Source organism: Nonomuraea deserti (assembly GCF_004348685.1).
Lineage (GTDB): Bacteria > Actinomycetota > Actinomycetes > Streptosporangiales > Streptosporangiaceae > Nonomuraea > Nonomuraea deserti.
Genome location: NZ_SMKO01000063.1, coordinates 24221 through 45662, shown reverse-complemented (window position 1 = coordinate 45662; position 21442 = coordinate 24221). Strand labels below are relative to the sequence as shown.

At 70.7% G+C, this 21442-nt stretch carries 22 protein-coding genes; 7 read left to right on the top strand and 15 right to left on the bottom strand.

The genetic code is table 11. The features are described 5' to 3' along the window. The coding region (locus E1292_RS52795) for a hypothetical protein (RefSeq protein WP_220447016.1) at positions 1–207 on the top strand (207 nt) is incomplete at its 5' end. An 11-nt stretch (positions 208–218) separates the two neighbouring features. On the opposite strand, the gene E1292_RS23220 is transcribed toward E1292_RS52795, so the two are convergent. Continuing rightward, positions 219–947: a phosphotransferase gene (locus tag E1292_RS23220; RefSeq protein ID WP_132597329.1), complete on the bottom strand. Its 729-nt coding sequence runs from the start codon at positions 945–947 to the stop codon at positions 219–221. A gap of 319 nt (positions 948–1266) precedes the next feature. On the opposite strand from E1292_RS23220, the gene E1292_RS23215 reads away from it, so the two are divergent. After that, the gene (locus E1292_RS23215) at positions 1267–2628 is read left to right on the top strand and encodes a DUF4832 domain-containing protein (protein WP_132597328.1); all 1362 of its coding nucleotides are present in this window, start codon (positions 1267–1269) and stop codon (positions 2626–2628) included. A 45-nt stretch (positions 2629–2673) separates the two neighbouring features. Here the strand turns inward: E1292_RS23215 and E1292_RS23210 are convergent, their stop codons facing one another. Continuing rightward, the gene (locus tag E1292_RS23210; RefSeq protein WP_246090280.1) at positions 2674–3102 is read right to left on the bottom strand and encodes a nuclear transport factor 2 family protein; all 429 of its coding nucleotides are present in this window, start codon (positions 3100–3102) and stop codon (positions 2674–2676) included. A 274-nt stretch (positions 3103–3376) separates the two neighbouring features. Between E1292_RS23210 and E1292_RS23205 the strand changes: the two genes are divergently transcribed. The 4 genes from E1292_RS23205 (at position 3377) to E1292_RS23190 (ending at position 5837) form a co-directional block, all read left to right on the top strand. After that, positions 3377–4264 carry a sulfotransferase family protein gene (locus E1292_RS23205; RefSeq protein ID WP_132597327.1) on the top strand — a complete coding sequence of 296 codons (888 nt, stop codon included), beginning with the start codon at positions 3377–3379 and terminating at the stop codon, positions 4262–4264. A 52-nt stretch (positions 4265–4316) separates the two neighbouring features. After that, positions 4317–4883 carry a GNAT family N-acetyltransferase gene (locus E1292_RS23200; protein WP_132597326.1) on the top strand — a complete coding sequence of 189 codons (567 nt, stop codon included), beginning with the start codon at positions 4317–4319 and terminating at the stop codon, positions 4881–4883. 39 nt (positions 4884–4922) lie between these two features. Then, positions 4923–5321, top strand: a complete 399-nt coding sequence (locus tag E1292_RS23195; RefSeq protein ID WP_132597325.1) for a hypothetical protein — start codon at positions 4923–4925, stop codon at positions 5319–5321. Between the two features lie 96 nt (positions 5322–5417). Then, positions 5418–5837, top strand: a complete 420-nt coding sequence (locus E1292_RS23190; protein WP_132597324.1) for an ester cyclase — start codon at positions 5418–5420, stop codon at positions 5835–5837. 3 nt (positions 5838–5840) lie between these two features. Here E1292_RS23190 and E1292_RS23185 read toward each other — a convergent pair whose 3' ends face one another. The 11 genes from E1292_RS23185 to E1292_RS23140 form a co-directional block, all read right to left on the bottom strand. Beyond that, a complete protein-coding gene (locus E1292_RS23185) occupies positions 5841–6326 on the bottom strand; it encodes a methyltransferase domain-containing protein (RefSeq protein ID WP_165974694.1) in 486 nt (161 codons plus the stop codon). Positions 6327–6417: 91 nt separating this feature from the next. Then, positions 6418–9054: a pyruvate, phosphate dikinase gene (gene ppdK, locus E1292_RS23180; protein WP_132597322.1), complete on the bottom strand. Its 2637-nt coding sequence runs from the start codon at positions 9052–9054 to the stop codon at positions 6418–6420. A 196-nt stretch (positions 9055–9250) separates the two neighbouring features. Then, positions 9251–10420 carry a HAMP domain-containing sensor histidine kinase gene (locus E1292_RS23175; protein WP_132597321.1) on the bottom strand — a complete coding sequence of 390 codons (1170 nt, stop codon included), beginning with the start codon at positions 10418–10420 and terminating at the stop codon, positions 9251–9253. Next, the gene (locus E1292_RS23170; RefSeq protein ID WP_165974693.1) at positions 10417–11079 is read right to left on the bottom strand and encodes a response regulator transcription factor; all 663 of its coding nucleotides are present in this window, start codon (positions 11077–11079) and stop codon (positions 10417–10419) included. Before E1292_RS23170 ends, E1292_RS23175 begins: the two co-directional genes overlap by 4 nt. A 10-nt stretch (positions 11080–11089) precedes the next feature. Further along, a complete protein-coding gene (locus E1292_RS23165) occupies positions 11090–12109 on the bottom strand; it encodes a S1C family serine protease (protein WP_220447015.1) in 1020 nt (339 codons plus the stop codon). Continuing rightward, complete coding sequence (locus E1292_RS23160) at positions 12106–13047, bottom strand: VWA domain-containing protein (protein ID WP_132597320.1); 942 nt, start codon at positions 13045–13047, stop codon at positions 12106–12108. Before E1292_RS23160 ends, E1292_RS23165 begins: the two co-directional genes overlap by 4 nt. Then, positions 13044–14114: a DUF58 domain-containing protein gene (locus tag E1292_RS23155; protein WP_181958284.1), complete on the bottom strand. Its 1071-nt coding sequence runs from the start codon at positions 14112–14114 to the stop codon at positions 13044–13046. Before E1292_RS23155 ends, E1292_RS23160 begins: the two co-directional genes overlap by 4 nt. After that, positions 14111–15121: an AAA family ATPase gene (locus E1292_RS23150; RefSeq protein ID WP_132597319.1), complete on the bottom strand. Its 1011-nt coding sequence runs from the start codon at positions 15119–15121 to the stop codon at positions 14111–14113. The genes E1292_RS23155 and E1292_RS23150 overlap by 4 nt, the downstream gene beginning before the upstream one ends. After that, positions 15118–15264, bottom strand: a complete 147-nt coding sequence (locus E1292_RS51300; protein ID WP_165974692.1) for a hypothetical protein — start codon at positions 15262–15264, stop codon at positions 15118–15120. Before E1292_RS51300 ends, E1292_RS23150 begins: the two co-directional genes overlap by 4 nt. A 428-nt stretch (positions 15265–15692) precedes the next feature. Continuing rightward, positions 15693–17078 carry a glycine--tRNA ligase gene (locus E1292_RS23145; RefSeq protein WP_181958283.1) on the bottom strand — a complete coding sequence of 462 codons (1386 nt, stop codon included), beginning with the start codon at positions 17076–17078 and terminating at the stop codon, positions 15693–15695. 93 nt (positions 17079–17171) lie between these two features. Further along, positions 17172–17459: an antibiotic biosynthesis monooxygenase family protein gene (locus tag E1292_RS23140; protein WP_132597318.1), complete on the bottom strand. Its 288-nt coding sequence runs from the start codon at positions 17457–17459 to the stop codon at positions 17172–17174. Between the two features lie 62 nt (positions 17460–17521). Between E1292_RS23140 and E1292_RS23135 the strand changes: the two genes are divergently transcribed. After that, a complete protein-coding gene (locus tag E1292_RS23135) occupies positions 17522–17914 on the top strand; it encodes a DUF6703 family protein (RefSeq protein ID WP_132597317.1) in 393 nt (130 codons plus the stop codon). Positions 17915–18067: 153 nt separating this feature from the next. Here the strand turns inward: E1292_RS23135 and E1292_RS23130 are convergent, their stop codons facing one another. Beyond that, a complete protein-coding gene (locus tag E1292_RS23130; protein WP_132597316.1) occupies positions 18068–19597 on the bottom strand; it encodes an aldehyde dehydrogenase family protein in 1530 nt (509 codons plus the stop codon). Between the two features lie 11 nt (positions 19598–19608). Beyond that, positions 19609–21330, bottom strand: coding sequence for a glyoxylate carboligase (gene gcl / locus E1292_RS23125; protein ID WP_132597315.1), 1722 nt, complete (start codon positions 21328–21330; stop codon positions 19609–19611). Between the last annotated feature and the right edge of the window lie 112 nt (positions 21331–21442).

Below are 21442 nucleotides of genomic sequence, written 5' to 3'. Positions count from 1 at the left end.
CCTCAGGACTCCGGCCCTGCCATCCACACCGCAGAGCCCGCGACCCCGCAGACCTGGGGACCCGCCACCTCGAACACCCCGGAACCCGCGACCCCCCACGACTCCGGCTCCGGCGCCCCGCACGCCTCCGAAGACTCCTGGTTGTTCTCGGAGGGAGAGCCGGTGCCGCACACGTTGGGCGACCCGAACCCGGACGCCCCTCGTTAGGGGGACGGTGGTCAGCGCAGCGGGCGTTCCAGCTCGTGCCGGTGCTCGGCGACCCAGTCGTGGCAGGCGCGGATCTGGGCCACCACCCCGTCGTCACGCAGTCTGATCGCGTGCGGCATCCCGGCGGCCGCGTCCGTCTCGATGCCGCGCGCGCAGCGGTCCTGCCACCACAGGACCGCCTCCACCACGCCGCCCCGCTCACGCAGCCCGTACGCGTCGCAGATCAGCCGGATCCGCCTGCCGGCGTCGACGGCTGCGGGGCCGAGCCCGAGGTACTGCCAGCAGACGTGCGCCACGTCGTGGATCCGCCGTCCCGGTGCCGCGATGTCCCAGTCGATGAACGCCACCGGCCGCAGGCCCGCGCCCTCGTCGCGGTAGACGGTGTTCTTCGGGGACAGGTCGTTGTGGCAGACGACCTCCTCGTCGCCGGCCAGGGGTGTGCCCGCGGTCAGGTCGTGGAACGCGCGTACGAGCTCCGCCACCCGGGCCAGGCTCTCGTCGGAGGTGACGCCGTCGGGCTGGACGTCCTCCCAGGCCACGTGGCCGTCCACGAAGCTGAGGATCTCGCGACCGCGCTCGTCCGTCCCCAGGAACCTCGGCGCGCCTGGCCATCCGCCGCGCTCCAGCAGGAGCAGCAGTTCGTGTACGTACGCGGCCCGTCGCGCGGGCGGGCGGCGGACGGTGTCGCCGACCCGGACGACGGCGTTCACGAAGCCGCCGGGTAGGTGTGTTTCGGACATGCGGCCCAGCATGCCCGATCGGACCGTGGCCGGGGCGGCCCGGGGACGCCGTCCCACCGGCCCGGCCACCGCTTCGAGGACCGCTTTCCCGTGCGCACGGGAGGCGCTGCGGGCGGGCCCCGCCCGGCGTGGATCGTGATGCCGCGCTGCCCGCGCACCGGGCACCTTCGTTATCAGGGAATGCATGATTATCGGGATAGCGACCCGCCAGGCGAGCGCTGGTAGCAACTCTTGATACTTTCAGGGCTTGACGTTATTTTCATGGACTCCATCATTAATCACGAGGCCCCCCGACCCTCCGGCCTAGGAGCCGACCACCATGGTGAAACGCGTCCTCGCCCTTCTCGTTCTCCTGTGCGCGCCGTTAGCCGTCGCACCCGCCCCCGCCTCGGCCGCCAACAGCCGCTCGGTCACCTACGCCCAGACCAGCGCCGGCTTCCCCAACCCCGAGCGCGGCCTCTACCACCACAGCGGAGACTGCGACAAGGAGACCTTCTCCCCCGCCACCCTGCGGAGTTACCGCACCGGCGACCACATCTCGCTGGTGATGTGCGTGTTCTACCTGGCCGAGTTCAAGACGGGCCCGATCGGCGCGGCCGCGCTGGCCCACCTGCAACGGCAGCTCGACACCGTACGCGAGGCCGGGCTCAAGGCGGTCCTGCGCTTCGCCTACACCACCTCCACCGACGGCGACGACGCGACCAAGGACCGCGTGCTGGCCCACCTCGACCAGCTCGCCCCCTACCTGCGCGCCAACGAGGACGTCATCTACCTCATGCAGGCCGGCTTCATCGGCGCCTGGGGCGAGTGGTACTACACGAAGAACTTCGGCGACCAGGGCGTGGTGACCGCCGCCGACTGGGCCGGCAGGAAGGCCGTGGTCGACAAGATCCTCGCCGTGCTGCCGTCGTCGCGGATGACGCAGCTGCGTACGCCCAAGTTCAAGCGCACGATGTACACCGGCAGCCCGCTGCCGCCCGGCCAGGCCCATGACGGTTCGGCGCCGGCGCGGCTGGGCCACCACAACGACTGCTTCCTGGCCAGCCCGGACGACTACGGCACGTACGAGAACCCGGCAGTCGAATATCCGTATCTGCAGGCCGAGACCGCCTTCGTGGTGATGGGCGGTGAGACCTGCAACCCCAACCCGCCGCGCTCCGACTGCCCCACGGCCAAGGAGGAGCTGTCCGGCTTCCACTACTCGTACCTCAACACCGACTACCACCCCGGCGTGCTCGGCGGCTGGGAGGCGGGCGGCTGCCTGGACGAGATCTCCCGCCGCCTCGGCTACCGCTTCGCCCTGCAGACCGGCGCGTACCCGGACAGGGCCGCCCGGGGCGGCGCGCTCCCGGTCACCTTCACCGTCAGGAACGACGGCTACGCCTCCCCCGTCAATCCGCGCGACGCGGCACTGGTGCTGCGCGACACCGCGACCTCGGCCGTGCACCGCTTCCCGCTCGCCACCGACCCGCGCACGTGGCAGGCCGGCGAGACGACCACGGTCAGGGAGAGGGTCCGCCTGCCCAGGTCACTCCCCGCGGGTCACTACGCGCTCCTGCTCGACCTGCCCGACCCGAAGCTGCCCGACCGCCCGGAATACTCCATCAGGCTCGCCAACGAGGGCACCTGGGAGCCCGGCACCGGCCTGAACGCACTCCTGCACACCGTGACCGTGACCTGACACCCGCCGCGACCGGCCGCGATCCCGTGAGCGGGCTCGCGGCGGTCAGGCGGCGCCCAGGGCACGGGCGACCGTGAGGCTGTCCTCGAAGATGTGGTAGCGGGTGATGAGGCCGTCCTCGACGGTGAGGTGCAGCGCGAACGGCGACCTGTACGCGGCCCCGCCTCCCCGCACGGTCTGCACGATCTCCCCGAGCACCACGGCGTCCGCCCCGTCGACCAGGATCCGGGTGACCGACGTGCCGTTCAGCTCGGGCACGTGGTGGGCGTTCAGCGCGCGGAAGTGGTCCGCCACCTCGGCCCTGGTCGATCGCGGCCGGATCCAGGGCACCTCGGGATGTCCTTCCGCGGGCCAGCTGAGCCGCCAGTCGATCTGCTCGGCGAACATCCCGGCCGCGCCGTCGTGGTCGCCCCCGGCGATGCGCCGCAGCAGTTCCCGCACGACGTCACGGGTGTTCTCCATCTCGTACGTCATGCCGCACAGCCTGCCCGGCGCGGGTGGGCCCGTCGATTACCCGCGAGGTAACCGTCAGCCATGGGCGGCGCCAGGACAACCACCCGATCGCCCGCTGGACTGCTCGCCGCCGTCCCGTCCCTGAGAATGCGCTGTGAACCTGCGCCAACGCCTTCTCGGCCCCAGCCCCTTACGTTACTTTTGTCCGACTACGGCGGCCGTTACCCCAGGTTTCGGCTGCCCATTCCCGAGGGGAATGTGGTTACGCGCGGTAACGAAAGGGCTGCAGGCGCGCATGGGCGTTGTGAGAACCGGCATCAAGCGAAGAATTCGGCTGCTGAACGAGGCGCTGCGCCCACCGCGCCAGCTGTCGGCGCCAGAGCCGAGCCCGCTGCTCAAGGCCTCCCGCCCGCGTCCCCCGAAGCGCACGCATGTCGTCGACTACTCCATCCCGATCCTGCCGCGGCAGGTGGACTCCCCGGTCTTCGTGATCGCCTCGGTGCGCTCCGGCTCCACCCTGCTGCGCATGCTGCTCAACAGCCACTCCCGCATCCGCGCCCCGCACGAGCTGCACCTGCGCACCGTCGAGGTCCACCTGACCCCTGACTTCTCCGAGCAGTCCATGCAGGAGCTCGGTCTGGACAAGGTGGAGCTCGAGCACGCGCTGTGGGACCGCATCCTGCGCCTGGAACTGGAGCGCAGCGGCAAGGAGATCATCGTCGACAAGACCCCGGGCAACGTCTTCATCTGGGAGCGGCTGCACTACGCCTGGCCGAAGGCGAAGTTCCTCTTCCTGCTGCGCCATCCGGAGGGCGTGGTGTCCTCGCTGGAGAACCGCAGGACCAACACCTCCACCCGCGAAGCGCTGGAGGCGAACGCGCTGAAATACTTCAAGCCCCTGGAACAGGCCCGCCGCACCCTCGACGGTCTCACACTGCGCTACGAAGAGCTGACCGCCGAGCCGGAACGGGTCACCCGCGAGGTCTGTGAATATCTGGGCGTGGCGTGGGAGCCGGAGATGCTCGAGTACAGCAAGCACGACCAGGGCCGGTTCGTGCCCAACCTGGGCGACCGCAGCGACACCATCAAGTCCGGACGGATCCAGCCCGCCCGCACCTTCGACGACACCGCCGCGCTCCCACCCGGGCTCGCCGAGTACGCCAAGGCCTGGGGCTACCGCTGACCTGGCGGAAAACCGGTGTGACGGGCGGGCGGCCGTGTGTGATGATCCGACGATGCGCATCGAGTTCTCCCCCTTCTCGTCCGGCGACGTCGACCCGCTGGCGGACTTCCTGACGGGAAACGACTGGCCCTTCCACGCGGGCACCCAGGACGCGGAGACGGTCAGGCGGCGGGCCGCCGACGGGCTCTACTGGAACGACGAGAGCAGGACGTTCTGGGTGCTGGCCGACGGGGAGCGCGCGGGCCTGGTGCGGCTGCAGGATCTCGCCGACGACACCCCCATCTTCGACCTGCGGATCTGTGAGGCCCGGCGCGGTCAGGGCCTCGGCACGGCCGCGGTCGCCTGGCTGACGCCGTACATCTTCACCGAGTTCCCCCACGTCATGCGGATCGAGGCCACGACCCGCCAGGACAACCACGCCATGCGCGCGATCCTGCGCAGGAGCGGGTACGCCAAGGAGGCCCACTACCGCGATGCCTGGCCGAGCCGGGACGGCGGCACCCTCCACGACTCGGTCGGCTACGCCGTGCTCCGGCGCGACTGGCTCTCCGGCACGGTGACGCTCCCCGGCTGGCACGACGAGCCCGCGACCCGGCCGAGCGGAGAGCGTCCGAGCTGACCGCGACCCGCCCGGCGACCTCACACGCGAGGTGAGACGTTGCGCTGGTTCTGGTGGCTGGGAGCGCCGGTCCTCGCCGGGATGCTGTTGTTCCTGGCGGCCCGCGACATCGTGCCGGCCTACACCGCCCAGTTCGGTTCAGGCGTCCCCGGTGTCTTCACCGCCACCGAGCATGATTGCGGCGGCCGACGCTGCACGTGGGTGGGCTACTTCGCCGCCGACGGCTCGCCGGGCCGGCGACGCGTCACGCTGGCGACGAGCGGCGGCCTGGAGCGGGTGGGCGACAGCGTTCCGGCCGAGGACACCGGCAACCCGTACACCGTCTACCCGGTGACCGGCTCCTCTGACTGGCTGCTGATCACCATCCTCGGCACGGCCGGCATCGTGGTGCTCTGCCTCTGGATCAGGGGCGTGATCCGCGCACTGCGCCGGCGATGAGGGCACTGCCGCGTCACATTACGGGGCGACGTGTCGTCGTAGTGGTGGGATACCATCCGGTCGCCACCGGCGGCCCAGTCGATCCGAGGAAACCCCATGTCAAGCAACAGAGCGACGTTCCAGCGCTTCCACGAGGCCGTCAACAGCGGCGACGCGGAGCTCATCGCGACGACGATCGACGAGGTCGTCGATCCGAATGTGATCTTCCACGCGCCGGTGCCGACGGATCTGCCGGGGCCGCAGGCGCTCAAGCAGGTGTGGGCGGTGCTTCTCCAAGGATTCCCCGACATGCGCGTCGAGGTCGAGGACGTGATCGCCGAAGGCGACAAGATGGTTTCCAGGAACACGGTCACCGGCACCCACCAGGGCGAGTTCAGGGGCCTCCCGCCGACCGGCCGGTCCGTCGCGTACAACGAGATCTTCATCTTCCGCTTCGCCGACGGCCGGATCGCGGAGATCTGGGGCGTCGTCGACCTCCTGACGCAGATGCGCCAACTCGGCGCCCTCCCCTCCTGACGGCTACGGCAATCCGTGCTCAGGACCGTCCAGCCAGACGTACCGGCCGCCGACCTCGATGGAGGTCACGCTCCCGTGCTCGCCGGCGAGATGGGACAGCAGGCAGGCGGTCCAGCCAGTGCCGGTGCCGATCTCCATGACACGGTGACCCGGCCCGGCGGCGAGCAGGTGGAGCAGGCTCGCGACGGTGCTCGGCGCGGAGGCCGAAGACGTGTGGTCGCCGCTGCCCGAGGCGAGGTCCGTGGCTCCGTCGTCGAGCTGGGTGACGATGCTGGTGTCGCTGTAGACGGCGTCCCACCACGCGGCGGGGTCCGTCTCGCGGTCGATGACGCGGGCGTCACCATCGCCGAAGAAGGCCAGCCCGAGGGTCGGGACGAACTCGTGCCGAGGCACGGCCTGCAGGGCCGCGCGTACGCGTGGCCCGCACGGAACGACGGCGCTGACCGTTGTGATCAGCGCCTCGATCCTATCTGCGACGTCGGCCGTCAACCCTTGCCGCCCCCGCAGTTCGCTTCCGCCCCCAGTTACTCGACGTGAGCGTAGAACTACGTATGGAGGCTGAGCAAGGTGGTCCGCCGTTCTAGCGGGTGTCGGAACCGGTGTCCTTCAGCGCGGCGCGGCCGGCCTCCAGGCGGGCCACCGGGATACGGAACGGGCTGCACGAGACGTAGTCCAGGCCCACGTCGTGGCAGAAGTGCACGGAGTCCGGGTCGCCGCCGTGTTCGCCGCAGATTCCCAGGTGCAGGCCGGGCCGGGTGGCCCTGCCCTCCTCGACCGCGATCTCGATCAGGCGGCCGACGCCCTCCCTGTCGAGGGTCTCGAAGGGGGATACGCCGAAGATGCCGAGGTCGAGGTAGCGCGAGAAGAACGACGCCTCCACGTCGTCCCTGGAGAAGCCCCAGGACATCTGGGTGAGGTCGTTGGTGCCGAAGGAGAAGAACTCCGCGGCCTCGGCGATCCTGCCCGCCGTCAGCGCCGCTCTGGGGACCTCGATCATGGTGCCGATCAGGGCCTCGACGCCGGCCTCCGCGAGGATCTTGACGGCCTCCTCGCGTACGGACTCCAGCTCCTGCACGGCGGCCACCAGCGGGATCATGATCTCGGGCCGGGCGCCCGGCACCTCCTTCGCCGCCCGGGCGATGGCGCGCACCTGCATGGCGAACAGGCCGGGGATGACCAGGCCGAGACGTACGCCGCGCAGGCCGAGCATCGGGTTCTGCTCGTGCAGGCGCTTGACCGCGGCCAGGAGCCTGCGGTCCTTGTCGGTGACGTCCGATGAGGTGGCGACCTTGACGGACAGGTCCACGATGTCGGGGAGGAATTCGTGCAGCGGAGGGTCGATGAGGCGGATGGTGACAGGATCGCCGTCCATAGCCTGAAATATCGCTACAAAGTCTGCTCGCTGGAGCGGCTCCAGGGCGTCCAGCGCGGCCTGGCGTTCGTCGTCCGTCGACGCCAGGACCAGGTCCTCCACCAGCCGCCTGCGCTCTCCCAGGAACATGTGCTCGGTGCGGCACAGCCCGATGCCCTGCGCGCCGAACCGGCGGGCCCGCGCCGCGTCGCCCGGGGTGTCCGCGTTGGCCCGCACGCCGAGCCCGCGGGCGGCGTCCGCGCGGCGCATGATCCGGTCGACGGCCCTGACCAGCTCGTCGTCCGGCTCGGCGCCCTCGAAGTATTCGACGACCGCCGAGTCCACCACCGGCACCTCCCCGAGGAACACCTCCCCCGTGGTCCCGTCGATGGAGATGAGGTCGCCCTCGGAGACGACCACGCCGCCCGGCGCGGTGAACCTGCGCTCCTCCGTGGACACCTCCAGCTCCTCCGCCCCGCACACGCACGTCTTGCCCATGCCGCGGGCGACCACGGCCGCGTGGGAGGTCTTGCCGCCCCGGCTGGTCAGGATGCCCCTGGCGGCGATCATGCCGGCCAGGTCGTCGGGGTTGGTCTCGCGCCGGACCAGGATGACGTCCTCGCCCTGCTCCGACAGCTCGACGGCCCGCTCCGAGCAGAAGACGGCCTTGCCGACGGCGGCGCCGGGAGAGGCGTTCATGCCCTTGCCGATCTTCTTCCGGTCGGCGTCCGCGTCGAAGCGCGGGAACATGAGCTGGGCCAGCTGGTCGCCGGTGACGCGGGTCACGGCCTCGTCGAGCGTGATGAGGCCCTGGTCGACGAGCTGGGTGGCGATGCAGAACGCGGCCGCCGCCGTGCGCTTGCCGACGCGCGTCTGCAACATCCAGAGCTTGCCGCGCTCGATCGTGAACTCGATGTCGCACAGGTCCCTGTAGTGGTTCTCCAGGGTCTCCATGATCGCCAGGAGCTCGTCGTACGAGTCCTTGTCGATGCGTTCGAGCTCCTGGAGGGGGATCGTGTTGCGGATGCCGGCCACCACGTCCTCGCCCTGGGCGTTCTGCAGGTAGTCGCCGTAGATGCCCTGCCGGCCCGAGCCGGGGTCGCGGGTGAAGGCGACACCGGTGCCGGAGTCGTCGCCGTAGTTGCCGAAGACCATGGCCATGATGTTCACGGCGGTGCCGAGGTCGGCCGGGATGCGCTCCTGGCGGCGGTAGAGGATGGCGCGTGGCGCGTTCCACGAGTCGAAGACGGCCCTGACGGCCAGGCGCATCTGCTCGCGCGGGTCGGCGGGGAAGTCGTCGCCCGTCTGCTCGCGGACGATGCCCTTGTACGTCTCCACGAGCCGCTGCAGCTCGCCCGCGTCGAGGTCGGTGTCGTTGCGCCTGCCCTTGACGGCATCGAGCGCCCGCTCGAACAGGTCGCCGTCGATCCCGAGCACCGTCTTGCCGAACATCTGGATGAGCCGGCGATAGGAGTCCCAGGCGAAACGTTCGTTGCCGCCCGCCTGCTTGGCCAGGCCGTGCACCGACTCGTCGTTGAGCCCGATGTTGAGCACCGTCTCCATCATACCCGGCATGGAGAATTTCGCCCCGGAGCGCACGCTGACGAGCAGCGGGTCGTCGGACTGCCCGAGTTTCCTGCCCATTCGGCCCTCGAGCGCGTCCAGATGCTCCGCGACCTCCTGCTCCAGGCCTCCCGGTGTCGAGCCTTCCGCCAGGTAGTGGCGGCAGGCCTCGCTGGTGATCGTGAATCCGGGAGGAACGGGCAGCCCGAGGTTGGTCATTTCGGCGAGGTTGGCTCCCTTACCGCCGAGAAGATCCTTGAGATTCCTGTTGCCCTCGGTGAAATCGTAAACGTACTTGGCCACCACAGCTCCAATCCGACGCCTCTGAACCGGACTCTACCGGCGAAATTGATGACGAAACTTCACCCCTCTCGTAAACCAACATTTGTGCAGGTGAACACCCTTGAACAGGTCTAATCCAATTATACGATCGCACGTCGGAAAATTGGATTAGACCAATTGGTTTAAACCAATTCTTGGGAAAGGAGAACGGCAGGCGCTAGGCGAGCGGGTTGTCCTCGGGCGGCGAGCCCGGCACCCCGTCGCGCGGCGGCAGCCAGAGCACGAACGTCGCGCCCTCCCCCAGCCGCGAGTACACCGCCACCCGCCCTCCATGCGACTCCACGATCTGGCGGACGATCGCCAGGCCGAGCCCCGTGTGGCGGTCGCGGCGGCTGGCCTCGCCGCGCCAGAAGCGGTCGAAGACGCGCTGCTGGTCCGCCTCCCCCAGCCCAGGCCCGTCGTCACGGACCGCCACCCACAACCAGCCCTCCGCCCGTCCGGTCGCGACGCGGATCGTGGCGCCGGGCGGCGAGAGGCGCACGGCGTTGGAGAGCAGGTTGGCCACGGCGCGGCGCAGCGCGTCGGAGTCGCCGGTCATGTCCAGGCCGGCGCCCAGGTCGCGGGTGATCCGCACGTGCCGGGCGGCGGCCGGGGCGGCGTGCTCCTCGCACGCCTCCGCCGCCACCCTGGCCAGGTCGAGGTCGGCGTCGGCGAACGCGGTGCCCTGGCGCCTCGCGCTGGCCAGCAGGTCCTCGACGAGCCTCGTCATGCGGGTGGTCGCGCGGTCCACGATGGCAACGGCCCTGGTGCGCTCCTCGTCGCTGGCGTCGGGGGCGGACAGCACGGCGTCCACGTTCGCCCGGATGATCGTCAGCGGGCTGCGCAGCTCGTGCGAGGCGTCGTCGATGAGCTGGCGCTGCGCGCTGAACGCCTCCTGCAGCCGGTCGAGCATGGTGTCGATGGTGTCGGCCAGGTCCTTGAGCTCGTCGCGCGGCCCGTCCAGCCTGATGCGCCGGGTCAGGTCGGTGGCCTGGATCTCCTCCGTGGTGCGGGTGATCGACCTGACGGGACGCAGCACGCGGCCGGCCAGCACCCAGCCGATGCCCAGGCTGGCGACATAGAGCCCGACCAGCGTGACCAGCGAATAGTCGCGCAGCGTGGCCAGCGTCTTGACGTTGACCGCGTTCTCGACCTCCTGGAGGACGACGACCTCGCGCTTGCCCAGGTACTGGCCGCCCAGGTAGGCCTTGGCGTACTCGGTGGTGTAGGGGCGCTGTTCGGTGGATTTCGAGACGGCGAAATAGATGCCGCCGAGCACGAGGGCGGCCAGCACGAACAGCAGGCTCGAGTAGAGCACGGTGAGCCGGAAACGGATGGTGTAGATCATGTCGGCTCCTTGAGCCGGTAGCCCCGGCTGATCACCGTCTCGATCAGGCCGTCCTCCTGGAGCTTGCGCCGCAGGTTGCCGACCGTGACCCGCACGGTGTTGGTGAAGGGGTCGGCGTGCTCGTCCCAGACGTGCTCCAGCAGTTCCTCGCTGGACACGACGTGGCCCGGCCTGGTCATCAGGTAGTGCAGCACGCCGTATTCCTTGGGGGTGAGCGCCAGCGCCCTGCCGTCCAGCGACACCTCCAGCCTGGCCGTGTCGATGCGCAGCCCGCCCACCTCGAGCACGGAGGTGCCGCCGCTCTCCCTGCGCAGCAGCGCCCGCACCCGCGCCAGCAGCTCGGGAAACGCGAACGGCTTGACCAGGTAGTCGTCCGCCCCCTCGTCGAGCCCGCGGACGCGGTCGTCGAGCCGGTCGCGGGCCGTCACCATGATGATCCGCACCCCCTGGCCCGCCGCGCGCACGGTGCGGCAGAGCTGGAAGCCGTCGCCGCCGGGCAGGTTCAGGTCGAGCAGGACCAGGTCGTACGTGTTGACCTGCAACTTCTCGTGCGCGGACGGAGCGTCGTAGGCCACGTCCACCGCGTACCCCGCACGGGCGAGGCCGACCCGCAACGCGTCGACCAGGTCCTCCTCGTCCTCCACCACCAGCAGTCGCATGCTTTCGACCCTAATTTCGCATGATGCGTTCCGCGATGGGCGCGGCCCGGTCGATGGGGATGGCGAAGCCGATGCCGATGTTCCCGCCCCCTCGGCCGGCCGCGATGGCGGTGTTCACCCCCACGACCTCGCCCCTGTCGTTCACCAGCGGCCCACCCGAGTTGCCCGGGTTGATGGACGCGTCCGTCTGCACGGCCGTGCGCCGAGCCCCGCCCAGCCGCACCTCCCGGTCCAGCGCGCTGACGATGCCCGCGGTGACCGTGCCGGAAAGGCCCAGCGGCGAGCCGATGGCCAGCACCTGGTCGCCCACGGACAGGTCGGACGACCGGCCGAGGGTGGCGGGCGTCAGGTCGCCGGGGTAGTCGACCGCCAGCACGGCCAGATCCTCGTCGTCGTCCGCGCCGACCACGCGGGCGCTCAGCCTGCGGCCGTCGCTCAGCACCACGGTCGCCAGGCCGCTGCCGCTGACCACGTGCGCGTTGGTGAGGATGTGGCCGCGCCCGTCCACCACGAAGCCGGACCCGCCCCGGCTGCCGGCCTCCACGGAGACCACGCTCGGCAGCACCCGCGCCGCCGTCGCGCTCAGCCCGGTCGGGCCGGGCGACGGCGCGGGCGCGGCCCTCGGCAGGGCCGCGACGGGGGCCGGCTCGGACACCCCGGAGAGCCGGGCCCCCGCCGCTCCTGCCGCCCCGCCGGCGACCGCCGCGACGAGCGCGGCTACCACCAGCAGGCGTCCTTTCCGCGCCGCCGCCTGCTCCGGCCGCGGCCCCTGCGCGGACGGCTGCCCCTGCACGGACGGCCCGCCCTGCGCGGACGGCTGCCCCTGCACGGACGGCCCGCCCTGCGCGGACGGCGGCTGCGCCGGAGATGCCGGGCCGAGCATGAGCGGCGGCTGCGCCGGTGGCGGCGGGCCGAGCATCGGCGGCGGCACCGGCCCGGGCACGGGAGGCTTCCCCCGTACGGGGTCCTGGCGGGCGCTGAGCGGCACCGTACGGAACTCCGGCCCGCTCGGCCGGCCCAGACCCCTCACGGCAACCTCGAGAACCACACCATCGACATGACCGCCGCGATCAGCCCGCAGACCAGTCCCGCCGCCACGAACCACTGCCAGACCTCCTGCTGCTCGATGCGGTAACCGACCGACGTGCCGATGTCCTCGTAGACCGCCTGCAGCTCGCTGCCGCTGGCCGCCTCGTAGAATCCGCCACCCGCCGCCTCGGCCAGCCCGCGCAGCGCGGGACCGTCCACCGGCACCGGGACCTCCTGGCCGGAGAGGCTGATGGTGCCGTCCGCGGTGCCGTAGGCGATGGTCGTGACCGGGACGCCCCTCGAGGACGCCTCGGCCGCCGCGTCGTTCAGCGTGCGGCCGGTCGTGTTGGAGCCGTCCGACAGCAGCACGATGTGCGCCGGCGGCGCCTCCTCTTCCGAGTCGAGCGAGGCGATGGCCTCCAGCGAGGAGTAGACGGCCTCGCCGATGGCGGTGCCCGACGCCGTGCTCAGCCGGTCGAGCGCGCTCAGCACCGCCTGCCGGTCCGTGGTCGGCGGCACCGCCACGGAGGCCGACGACGAGAACGACACCAGGCCCAGGTTGAACCGCTCGGGCAGCCCCTCCACGAACTGCCTGGCCGCCTGCCGGGCCACCGTGAACCGGTCGGGGCTGACGTCGGTGGCGCTCATGGACGCCGACACGTCGAACGCCACCATGATCGTGGCCCGTTCCCTGGGCACCTGCACCTCGGCCGTCGGCCTGGCGAAGCCCACGACCACCAGCGCGAACATGAGCAGCAGCGCCGCCGCCGGCAGGTGCCTGCGCCACCCGGGAGTTCGCGGAGCCACCCTGTCGAGCAGGTCGAGGTTGGTGAACCGGACGGCGTACGCGCTGCGGCGCAGCGACATGAGCACGTAGGCGACGGCGAGCAGCGCCACGGGGACGAGCAGCAGCAACCAGATGGGCGAGGTCAGCGTCACGCCACATCACCTCCTGTGCCGGGCGCGCCGCTGTCCGGGGTGAACCCCTGGCCGGGCCCATGAGCGGGTCCACGGGCGGGTCCACGGGCTGGTCCACGGGCTGGTCCACGGGCTGGTCCACGGGCTGGCCCACGGGCTGGCCCACGGGCTGGCAGGGTCGGGCTCGGGGCCAGCGCCGCCAGGCGGCGCTGGCGTATGACGTGCTGGACCAGGTCCCGCACCCAGTCCCGGTCCGTACGCAGCCGCAGGTGGGCGGCTCCGGCCCGGCGCAGCGCCCGCGTGATGGCGTCGCGCTGCCCGGCCGCCGCCTCCGCGTACCGGCGGCGCAGCCGGGCGTTGCCGGTGGCGACCTCCCGCCGCCGGCCCGTCTCCGGGTCGATCAGCGTGAGGATCCCCACGTCGGGCAGCGTCAGCTCGCGCGGGTCGACCACCTCCACGGCCAGCACCTGGTGTCTGGCGGTGAGCCTGCGCAGCGGCGGCTCCCAGGTCTCCGGCGCGTCCAGGTAGTCGGACACGACCACGACGAGTCCGCGCCGCCGTACGACCCGGCTGAGCTGTTCGGCCGCCACGCCGAGCAGCGGCTCGGCCACGCCGGGCGGGGTCCGCGGCAGCGCGAAAGCCGCCTGCAGCAGCGCCATCAGGTGCGGCCGGCCCGTCCTGGCGGGCAGCGTCCTGACGCCGCCGCCGTGCAGCAGGTGGGTGCCGATCCGGTTGCCGGTCCGCTGGGTGAGGAAGCCGACCGCCGCCAGCGCGGACAGGGCCAGCTCCCGCTTCTCCAGCGCGGCGGTCCCGAAGTCCATGCTCGCGGTGACGTCGAGCAGGGCCCAGATCTCCAGCTCCCGGTCGGCGACCAGATCCCGCACGTGGGGTTCGTTCGTGCGGGCGGTGACGTTCCAGTCCATCCGCCGCACGTCGTCCCCCGGCTGGTACGGCCGCGACTCCGCGGGCTCGCTCCCGGGACCTGGCACCAGCCCGAGGTGTTCGCCCTGGAGCAGTCCATCCAGCCTCCTGGTGATCGTCAGCTCGAGCCTGCGCAGCGCGGGCTCGGCGATCAGGTACGGCTTCATGCCACCGCGTCCTGCCGCACCGTTTCCTGCTGCATCGACTCCTGTCGGGGCGCGATGAGGGGCAGCGGCACGGCGGCCAGCACCCGGTCCACGATCTGCCGGGGCGCGACCCCGTCGGCCAGCGCGTCGAAGGAGAGCACCAGCCGGTGCGCCATCACGTCGTGCGCCAGGTCGCGTACGTCCTCCGGCAGCACGTAGTCGCGCCCCCGCAGGAGCGCCAGCGCCCGGGCGGCCGCCAGCAGGCCGAGCGTGGCCCTGGGGCTGGCCCCGAACGCCAGCAGCCGCCGCACGTCCTGCACTCCGTACCGGTCGGGGTCGCGGGTGGCGTAGACGAGGCGGACGGCGTACTCGGCGACCGCGTGGTGCACGAAGACCTCCTCGGCCCGCCGCTGGAGCGCGAGGACCTGGGCCGGGTCGAGGACGGCGTGCGGCGCGGGCGGGTCCACGCTCATGCGGTAGACGATCGCCAGCTCCTCCGATTCGCTGGGATAGCCCACGTCGATCTTCATGAGGAAGCGGTCGCGCTGCGCCTCGGGCAGGTGGTAGACGCCTTCGGACTCGATGGGGTTCTGGGTGGCCAGCACCAGGAACGGCCTCGGCACCTCGTGGGTGACGCCGCCGATGCTGACCTGCCGCTCGGCCATGATCTCCAGCAGGGCCGACTGCACCTTGGCGGGCGCCCGGTTGATCTCGTCGGCGAGCAGCAGGTTGACCATGACGGGGCCCAGCTCGATGTCGAACGACTCGGTCGAGGGCCGGTAGATCCGCGTGCCGATGATGTCGGACGGCACCAGGTCGGGCGTGAACTGGATGCGGGCGAACGTCCCCCCGACCACGCTCGCCGTGGTCTCGGCGGCCAGCGTCTTGGCGATGCCCGGCACGCCTTCGAGCAGGCAGTGGCCCTTGGCGATGACCGCCACGATCAACCGCTCGACCATGTGGTCCTGGCCGACGATCACTCGCTTGACCTCGAACAGCGCGCGTTCGAGCAGTGCCGGGTCGGTCATGGCTGCACGACCTTGTCGGGGCAGTCGTCCACGACCAGCCGCAGCTCCAGCGCTGTCGGCTCCGGTTCGGCGAACGCGGCGCTCCCCGTCATGAGCACCGCGCCGGCGGCGAGCAGCACAAGAGCGAAACGTGATGTACGCATGATTACCCTCGTCCCTCGTATGGCCTTTTATCGGCTTAGAGGGCATGTCATCAGGCAACCGCGAAAACCAGCGTAACCCCGGCCTTTATACGATTTTTCGGTCGAGGGTCAGACCGACGAGCCGGAGCGGGATCCGGGCGTGCACGACCACGGAGCCGAGGAAGGGCGAAGGAGCGCGGAAGACCCGGGGTCACAAATGACCACGGAGCCGGGAAGGTTGCGCGCGTCACGGCGGCGCGGCGGTGAGGCGGAGGAGCGTCTCCCTGGAGGGTCGTCAGCGCGGGGCGGCGGGTGGGGCCGGCGCGGCCTGCCGTAAAACGAATCCGGCCCCCGGCCCCGGCCCGACCCCACGCATCCGGACGTGCGCCCGCCGAAGTGCGGCGAGTTACGCACCGCAAGCACCACGGCGAGCGGACGGGCGCGGGCGATCAGTCGTTGAGGTGCTGGCGCAGGTAGGCGTCGACGCCGTCGATGGAGATGCGCTCCTGGGCCATGGAGTCACGCTCGCGGATCGTCACCGCGTTGTCCTCCAGGGTGTCGAAGTCGACGGTGATGCAGAACGGCGTGCCGATCTCGTCCTGGCGGCGGTAGCGGCGGCCGATCGCGCCCGCGTCGTCGAACTCGACGTTCCACCGGCGGCGCAGCTGCGCGGCCAGGTCGCGCGCCTTCGGCGACAGGTCGGCGTTGCGCGAGAGCGGCAGCACCGCGGCCTTGACCGGGGCGAGCCGGTGGTCGAGCCGCATGACCGTGCGCTTCTCCATGACGCCCTTGGCGTTGGGCGCCTCGTCCTCGCTGTAGGCGTCGATCAGGAACGTCAGCGTGGCGCGGTCGACACCGGCGGCCGGCTCGATGACGTAGGGGACGTAGCGCTCCCCGCTGTCCTGCTCGAAGAAGCTCAGGTCGGCGCCGGACGCCTTGCCGTGGGCGGTGAGGTCGAAGTCGGTGCGGTTGGCGATGCCCTCGAGCTCACCCCACTCGGAGCCGACGAAGTTGAAGCGGTATTCGACGTCGACGGTGCGCTTGGCGTAGTGGGACAGTTTTTCCTGCGGGTGCTCGTAGAGGCGCAGGTTGTCCTTGTTGATGCCGAGGTCGGAATACCACCGGAAACGCTCGTCGATCCAGTATTGGTGCCATTCCTCGTCGGTGCCGGGCTTGACGAAGAACTCCATCTCCATCTGCTCGAACTCGCGGGTGCGGAAGATGAAGTTGCCCGGCGTGATCTCGTTGCGGAACGACTTGCCGATCTGGCCGATGCCGAACGGGATCTTCTTGCGCGCCGACTGCTGCACGTTGAGGTAGTTGATGAAGATGCCCTGCGCCGTCTCGGGCCGCAGCCAGGCCAGGCCCGACTCGTCCTCGACCGGGCCGAGGTAGGTCTTGAGCAGGCCGCTGAACTGCCGGGGCTCGGTGAAGGTGCCCTTGTTGCCGCAGTTGGGGCAGGTGATGTCGGCCAGGCCGCCCTCGGGCGTCTTGCCGTTCTTCTCTTCGTAGGCCTCGATGAGGTGGTCGGCCCTGAAGCGCTTGTGGCAGGACAGGCACTCGGTCAGCGGGTCGGTGAAGGTGTCGACGTGGCCGCTGGCCCGCCACACCTCGGGCGCCAGGATGACGCAGGAGTCGAGGCCCACCACGTCGTCGCGCGACTGGACCATCGACAGCCACCACTGCCGCTTGACGTTGTTCTTCAGCTCGACGCCCAGTGGACCGTAGTCCCACGACGCGCGCAGTCCGCCGTAGATCTCGCTCGACGGGTAGACGAGCCCGCGGCGCTTGGCGAGGCTGACGATGGTGTCCAGGACGTCGGTGCGTCGTGCCATGTGGATGATTCTCTTTCCGGCTGGAGGTCGGCGAGTGAAATTGGTGAGATCCCAGCTTAGGGGACGCTCGAACGCTCTCGCGCGCGAGTATTGTTACGCACCGTCCCGAACGTGGACGTCCTCATATGCGCCAGGTTCGTTGACCATGAGAATCATCAGTGGATACATCGCCATCCGGGCGGCGGAGAGCGCTCTGCGGTAGAAACCGGCGCCCTCCCACTCGCTGACCAGGGCCCACAGGTTGGGCTCGTCGACCGAGCGGGCCAGCCGGCCGCGCTGGTAGCCCGGCTGGGTGGCGAGCAGGTCGAGGATGGCGTGGCCCTGTTTGACGAAGTCCTGCGACTGGGACTCTGGAACGGTGTATCGGATCACGGCGAGCACCCGACCAGCCTAGAGGCCCGTTCCGGAGCACCGCGCCCGCGCGACACGCGTAGGCTCTTCCCGTGTCCCCTGACAGTGAGCGCGGCAGCAAGCGTCGCGACCAGCCCAGCGACCGGCGCGGCGGCAAGCGCCCGATCCCGCAGGGCGAGCAGTTCTTCACGCCGGGCGCGACCGGCGTGCGCAAGGCCGTCGAGCAGCGCAGCGCCGTGCCGATGACGTTCCTGTTCACGCAGGTGCCCCGGTGGGTGGCGCCGGTGGTGCTGGTGGTCCTGCTGCTGGCCGGGTTCGCCGTGACCAATCCGCTCGGCGGCGTCGCCGTCCTGCCGGTGATCGCGTTCATCGGGTGGCTGGCCTATCTTTCGTGGCCGTCTCTGAGGGCCGGCGGGAAGCTGCTGCGGGTCGCCATGCTGACCTTTCTCGTCCTGCTCGCGGCGACCCGCTTCGGCGCCTTCTGAGAGCGCCTTCTGAGAGCGCCTTCTGAGAGCGCCTTCTGAGAGCGCCTGGGGAGGCCCCTTTTGAGGGCTCCTGGTGAGGGCGCCTGGTGAGGAAGTCTGCTGCGGGCTCCTACTGAGACAGCCTGCCGCGGGGGCTCCTGCTGAGGGATCGCCTCAGGGCAGGAGCGTGTAGTGCGGGAAGTTGCCCGGCAGGCGTTCGTTGTCGGGGCCGCTCGTGGCGGCGCGCACCAGCAGTTCGCCTCCGACGAACGCGCCGCGCCACGACGCGCCAAGCCCGCCGAACAACTCCTCGCGGTCGCCGCGCGAGCGCGGTTTGTTGTGACCCACCTTGAACGCCCGCACCTCGGGGGCGAGGCGGTGGAAGGTCTCCTCGTCGTCGCAGGAGAGGGTGGCGACGAGCGCTCCGTTGCTGGCGTTCATGGCGGCCAGCAGCTCGGCCTCCGTGTCCACCAGGACGATCGTGTCGACGGGGCCGAACGGCTCGGCGTGGTGCAGGGGTGAGGAGGGGGGCGGGTTGAGGATCGCGGTCGGGGCAAAGTACGCGGAAATATCCTGCCCCGGGAGGAAATGTCCGGACTGGATGGCCGCGCGGTGGATCGGCACGCCGCCCCTCGCCACGGCCTCGTCCACCTGGTCGGCCAGCTCCTTGGCCTTGGAGGCGTTGATCAGCGGGCCGAAGGCCAGCTCCGGCAGCGGGTCGTCCGGCTCGGCGACCGCGAGCGGGTGGCCGAAGCGCAGCGACTCCACAGCCGACACGTACGCACCCAGGAACTCGTGGAACGCCGACCGCTGCACCACGAACCGCGGATAGGCCGTGCACCGCTGCTTGCCGTAGTCGAACGACGCCCGGATCTGCCTCGTGAGCAGGTCCCAGTCGCCGTACTCCCACACGCCCCAGCAGTTGAGCCCCTCCTGCTCCAGCACGTGCCGGCGCCCGAGGTCGGCCAGCGAGGTCACCACCTTGGCGCCCGCGTCCCTGCCGCCCACGAACGACACGCAGCCCAGCGCGCGCCCGGCCACCAGCACCGGCGACAGCTCGGCCCCTCCTCCGCTGACCAGCGTGAACGGCAGCCCTTCCCGCACGGCCAGCGCGCAGGCCAGCGTGAGGCAGCACAGCCCTCCGTCCGTGGGCGTCTTGGCGATCACCGCGTTGCCGGCCAGCGCCTGCACGAGCATGGCGTGCATGAGCACGCTCATCGGATAGTTCCAGCTCGCGATGTTGCTGACCGGCCCCGGCAGCGGCGTGCGTCCCGCGACCATGCGGTCGATCTCGTCGAGATACCAGCGCACGCCGTCCAGGCAGCGGTCCACGTCGGCGCAGGCCGTCTTCCACGGCTTGCCGATCTCCCAGACCAGCAGCAGGGCCAGCAGGTCACGGTGGGCGGCCATGGACTCCACGGCCGCCGCGACCATCGCCTTGCGCTCGGCCATCGGCAGGTACCGCCACCGGTTGTGCTCCTCGACGGCCCCGGCCACCGCCCGTCCGGCGCCGGCCCGGTCGAGGCGGGGCAGCCCGGCGATGGCCGTGCCGTCCAGCGGCGAGAACCCCGGCACGGGGCGCCCGTCGCGGTGCCACATGCCGCCCCAGTGGTTGAGCACGCGGTCGTCGTGGAAGGCCTCGGGAGCCGCCGTGTGGCATCGGTCGTAGGCGTCCCGCCAGGCCGTACCCGGCTTGAGCTGCATGAGAGCTCCTCTCAGTCGGACCAGTCGGCGGTGATGAGCTCGGGCAGCGGCTCGAACTCCTTGACCGCGTCGAGCGAGGGGCCCATGGCGGCGTTGGCCTCGCGTTCGACCATCACCTCCACCAGCACCGGCAGCCGCTCGCGCGCTGATTCGGCCGACGCCCACGCCAGCGCGCCGGGCAGGTCATCCGGCAACTCCACGCGGCGCGCCGGGCAGCCGAACGCCTCCATGGCCTTGACATGGTCGATGCCGCCCTCCCCGTAGTGCAGGTCCACGGCGAAGTTCATGTCGTACGGGATCTCCGCCTGCCGGATGAGCCCCAGGTACTCGTTGTTGATCATCACGATGACGAACGGGACGCGGTACTGGGCGGCCACCGCGACCTCCTCCATCAGGAACTGGAAGGAGTAGTCGCCCACGACGGCCACCACCTGCCGCTCGGGATGCGCGCACTTGACGCCCATGGCCGCGGGCACCTCCCAGCCCAGCGGCCCCGCCTGCCCGCAGACCAGGTAGCGGCGCGGCAGGTAGGTCGTCTGGAACTGACCCGACCAGATCTGGTAGAGCCCGATGGCGGTGACGAACGTGGTGTCCCTGCCGAAATACTCGTTGATCTCCTTGAACACCCTGGGCGGCTTGATCGGCACGTCGTCGAAGTCGTCGCGGCGGGTCATCGTGCGGCGCAGGTCGGAGACCTTGCGCACCCACTTGCCCGGCTCCTTCGGCCCGCTCCGCCCGCGCGCCTCGGCCAGCAGGTCGGCGAGCACCGGCTTGGCGTGGCCGACGATCCCCAGGTCGGGCTCGAAGACCCGGCCGATCTGCATGGGCTCGATGTCGACGTGCACGAACTTCCGCCCCCGGCGGTAGACGTCGAGGTCGCCGGTGTGCCGGTCGCCGAAGCGGGCGCCGACGGCCAGCACCAGGTCGCTGTCCAGGAACGCGGCGTTGCCCCACCGCGTCTGGGTCTGGATGCCCGGCATCCCGGCGAACAGCGGGTGGTCCTCGGGGAAGGCGCCCTTGCCCATGAGCGTCACCTGCACCGGCACCTGGAGGTGCTCGGCCAGCGCGCGCAACTCGTCGCATGCGTCGGCGATGACCACGCCGCCGCCGGCCAGGATGACGGGGCGCTTGGCCTCCGCCAGGAGGTCCATGGCCTTGCGCACGGCCCTCGGCAGCGGGCGCGGCGCCTCGACGGGCAGCGGCGCGTCCACGTCGCGGTCGTACAGGCAGGTGCCGCGCTGGACGTCGATCGGCAGGTCGATGAGCACCGGCCCAGGCCGGCCCGACCTGGCGATCCTGAACGCCTCGCGGAACACCCACGGCGCCTGGGCGGGCTCCTTGAGCTGCACCGCCCACTTGGTCACCGGCCGGGCGATCTCCACGATGTCGACCGCCTGGAACGCCTCCTGGTGCAGCTTCGACGTGGCGGCCTGGCCGGTGACGCAGATCATCGGGATCGAGTCGGCCATCGCCGTGTAGAGGCCGGTGATCATGTTGGTGCCGGCGGGGCCCGACGTGCCGATGCAGACGCCGGCGTTCCCCGTCACCCTGGCCCAGCCGTCGGCGGCGTGGGTGCCGCCCTCCTCGTGGCGTACCGTGATGTGCCGGATCGAGCTGTTCTGGAGCGCCGCGTAGAGCGGCAGGATGGCCGCGCCGGGGATGCCGAAGACGGTGTCCACGCCCTCCGACTCCAGCACCGCGACCACGGCCTCCATGCATGGGATTCGATTCATTGGTTCCTCCTTCGCTGTAGACCCCGGGCTTCGGCCCTGGGGAGGAGAGCGAACACGCCTCGGAGCGGCGCCATGCACGTCGGTTCGCAGTCCAGGCGGGATGACGTCGGGC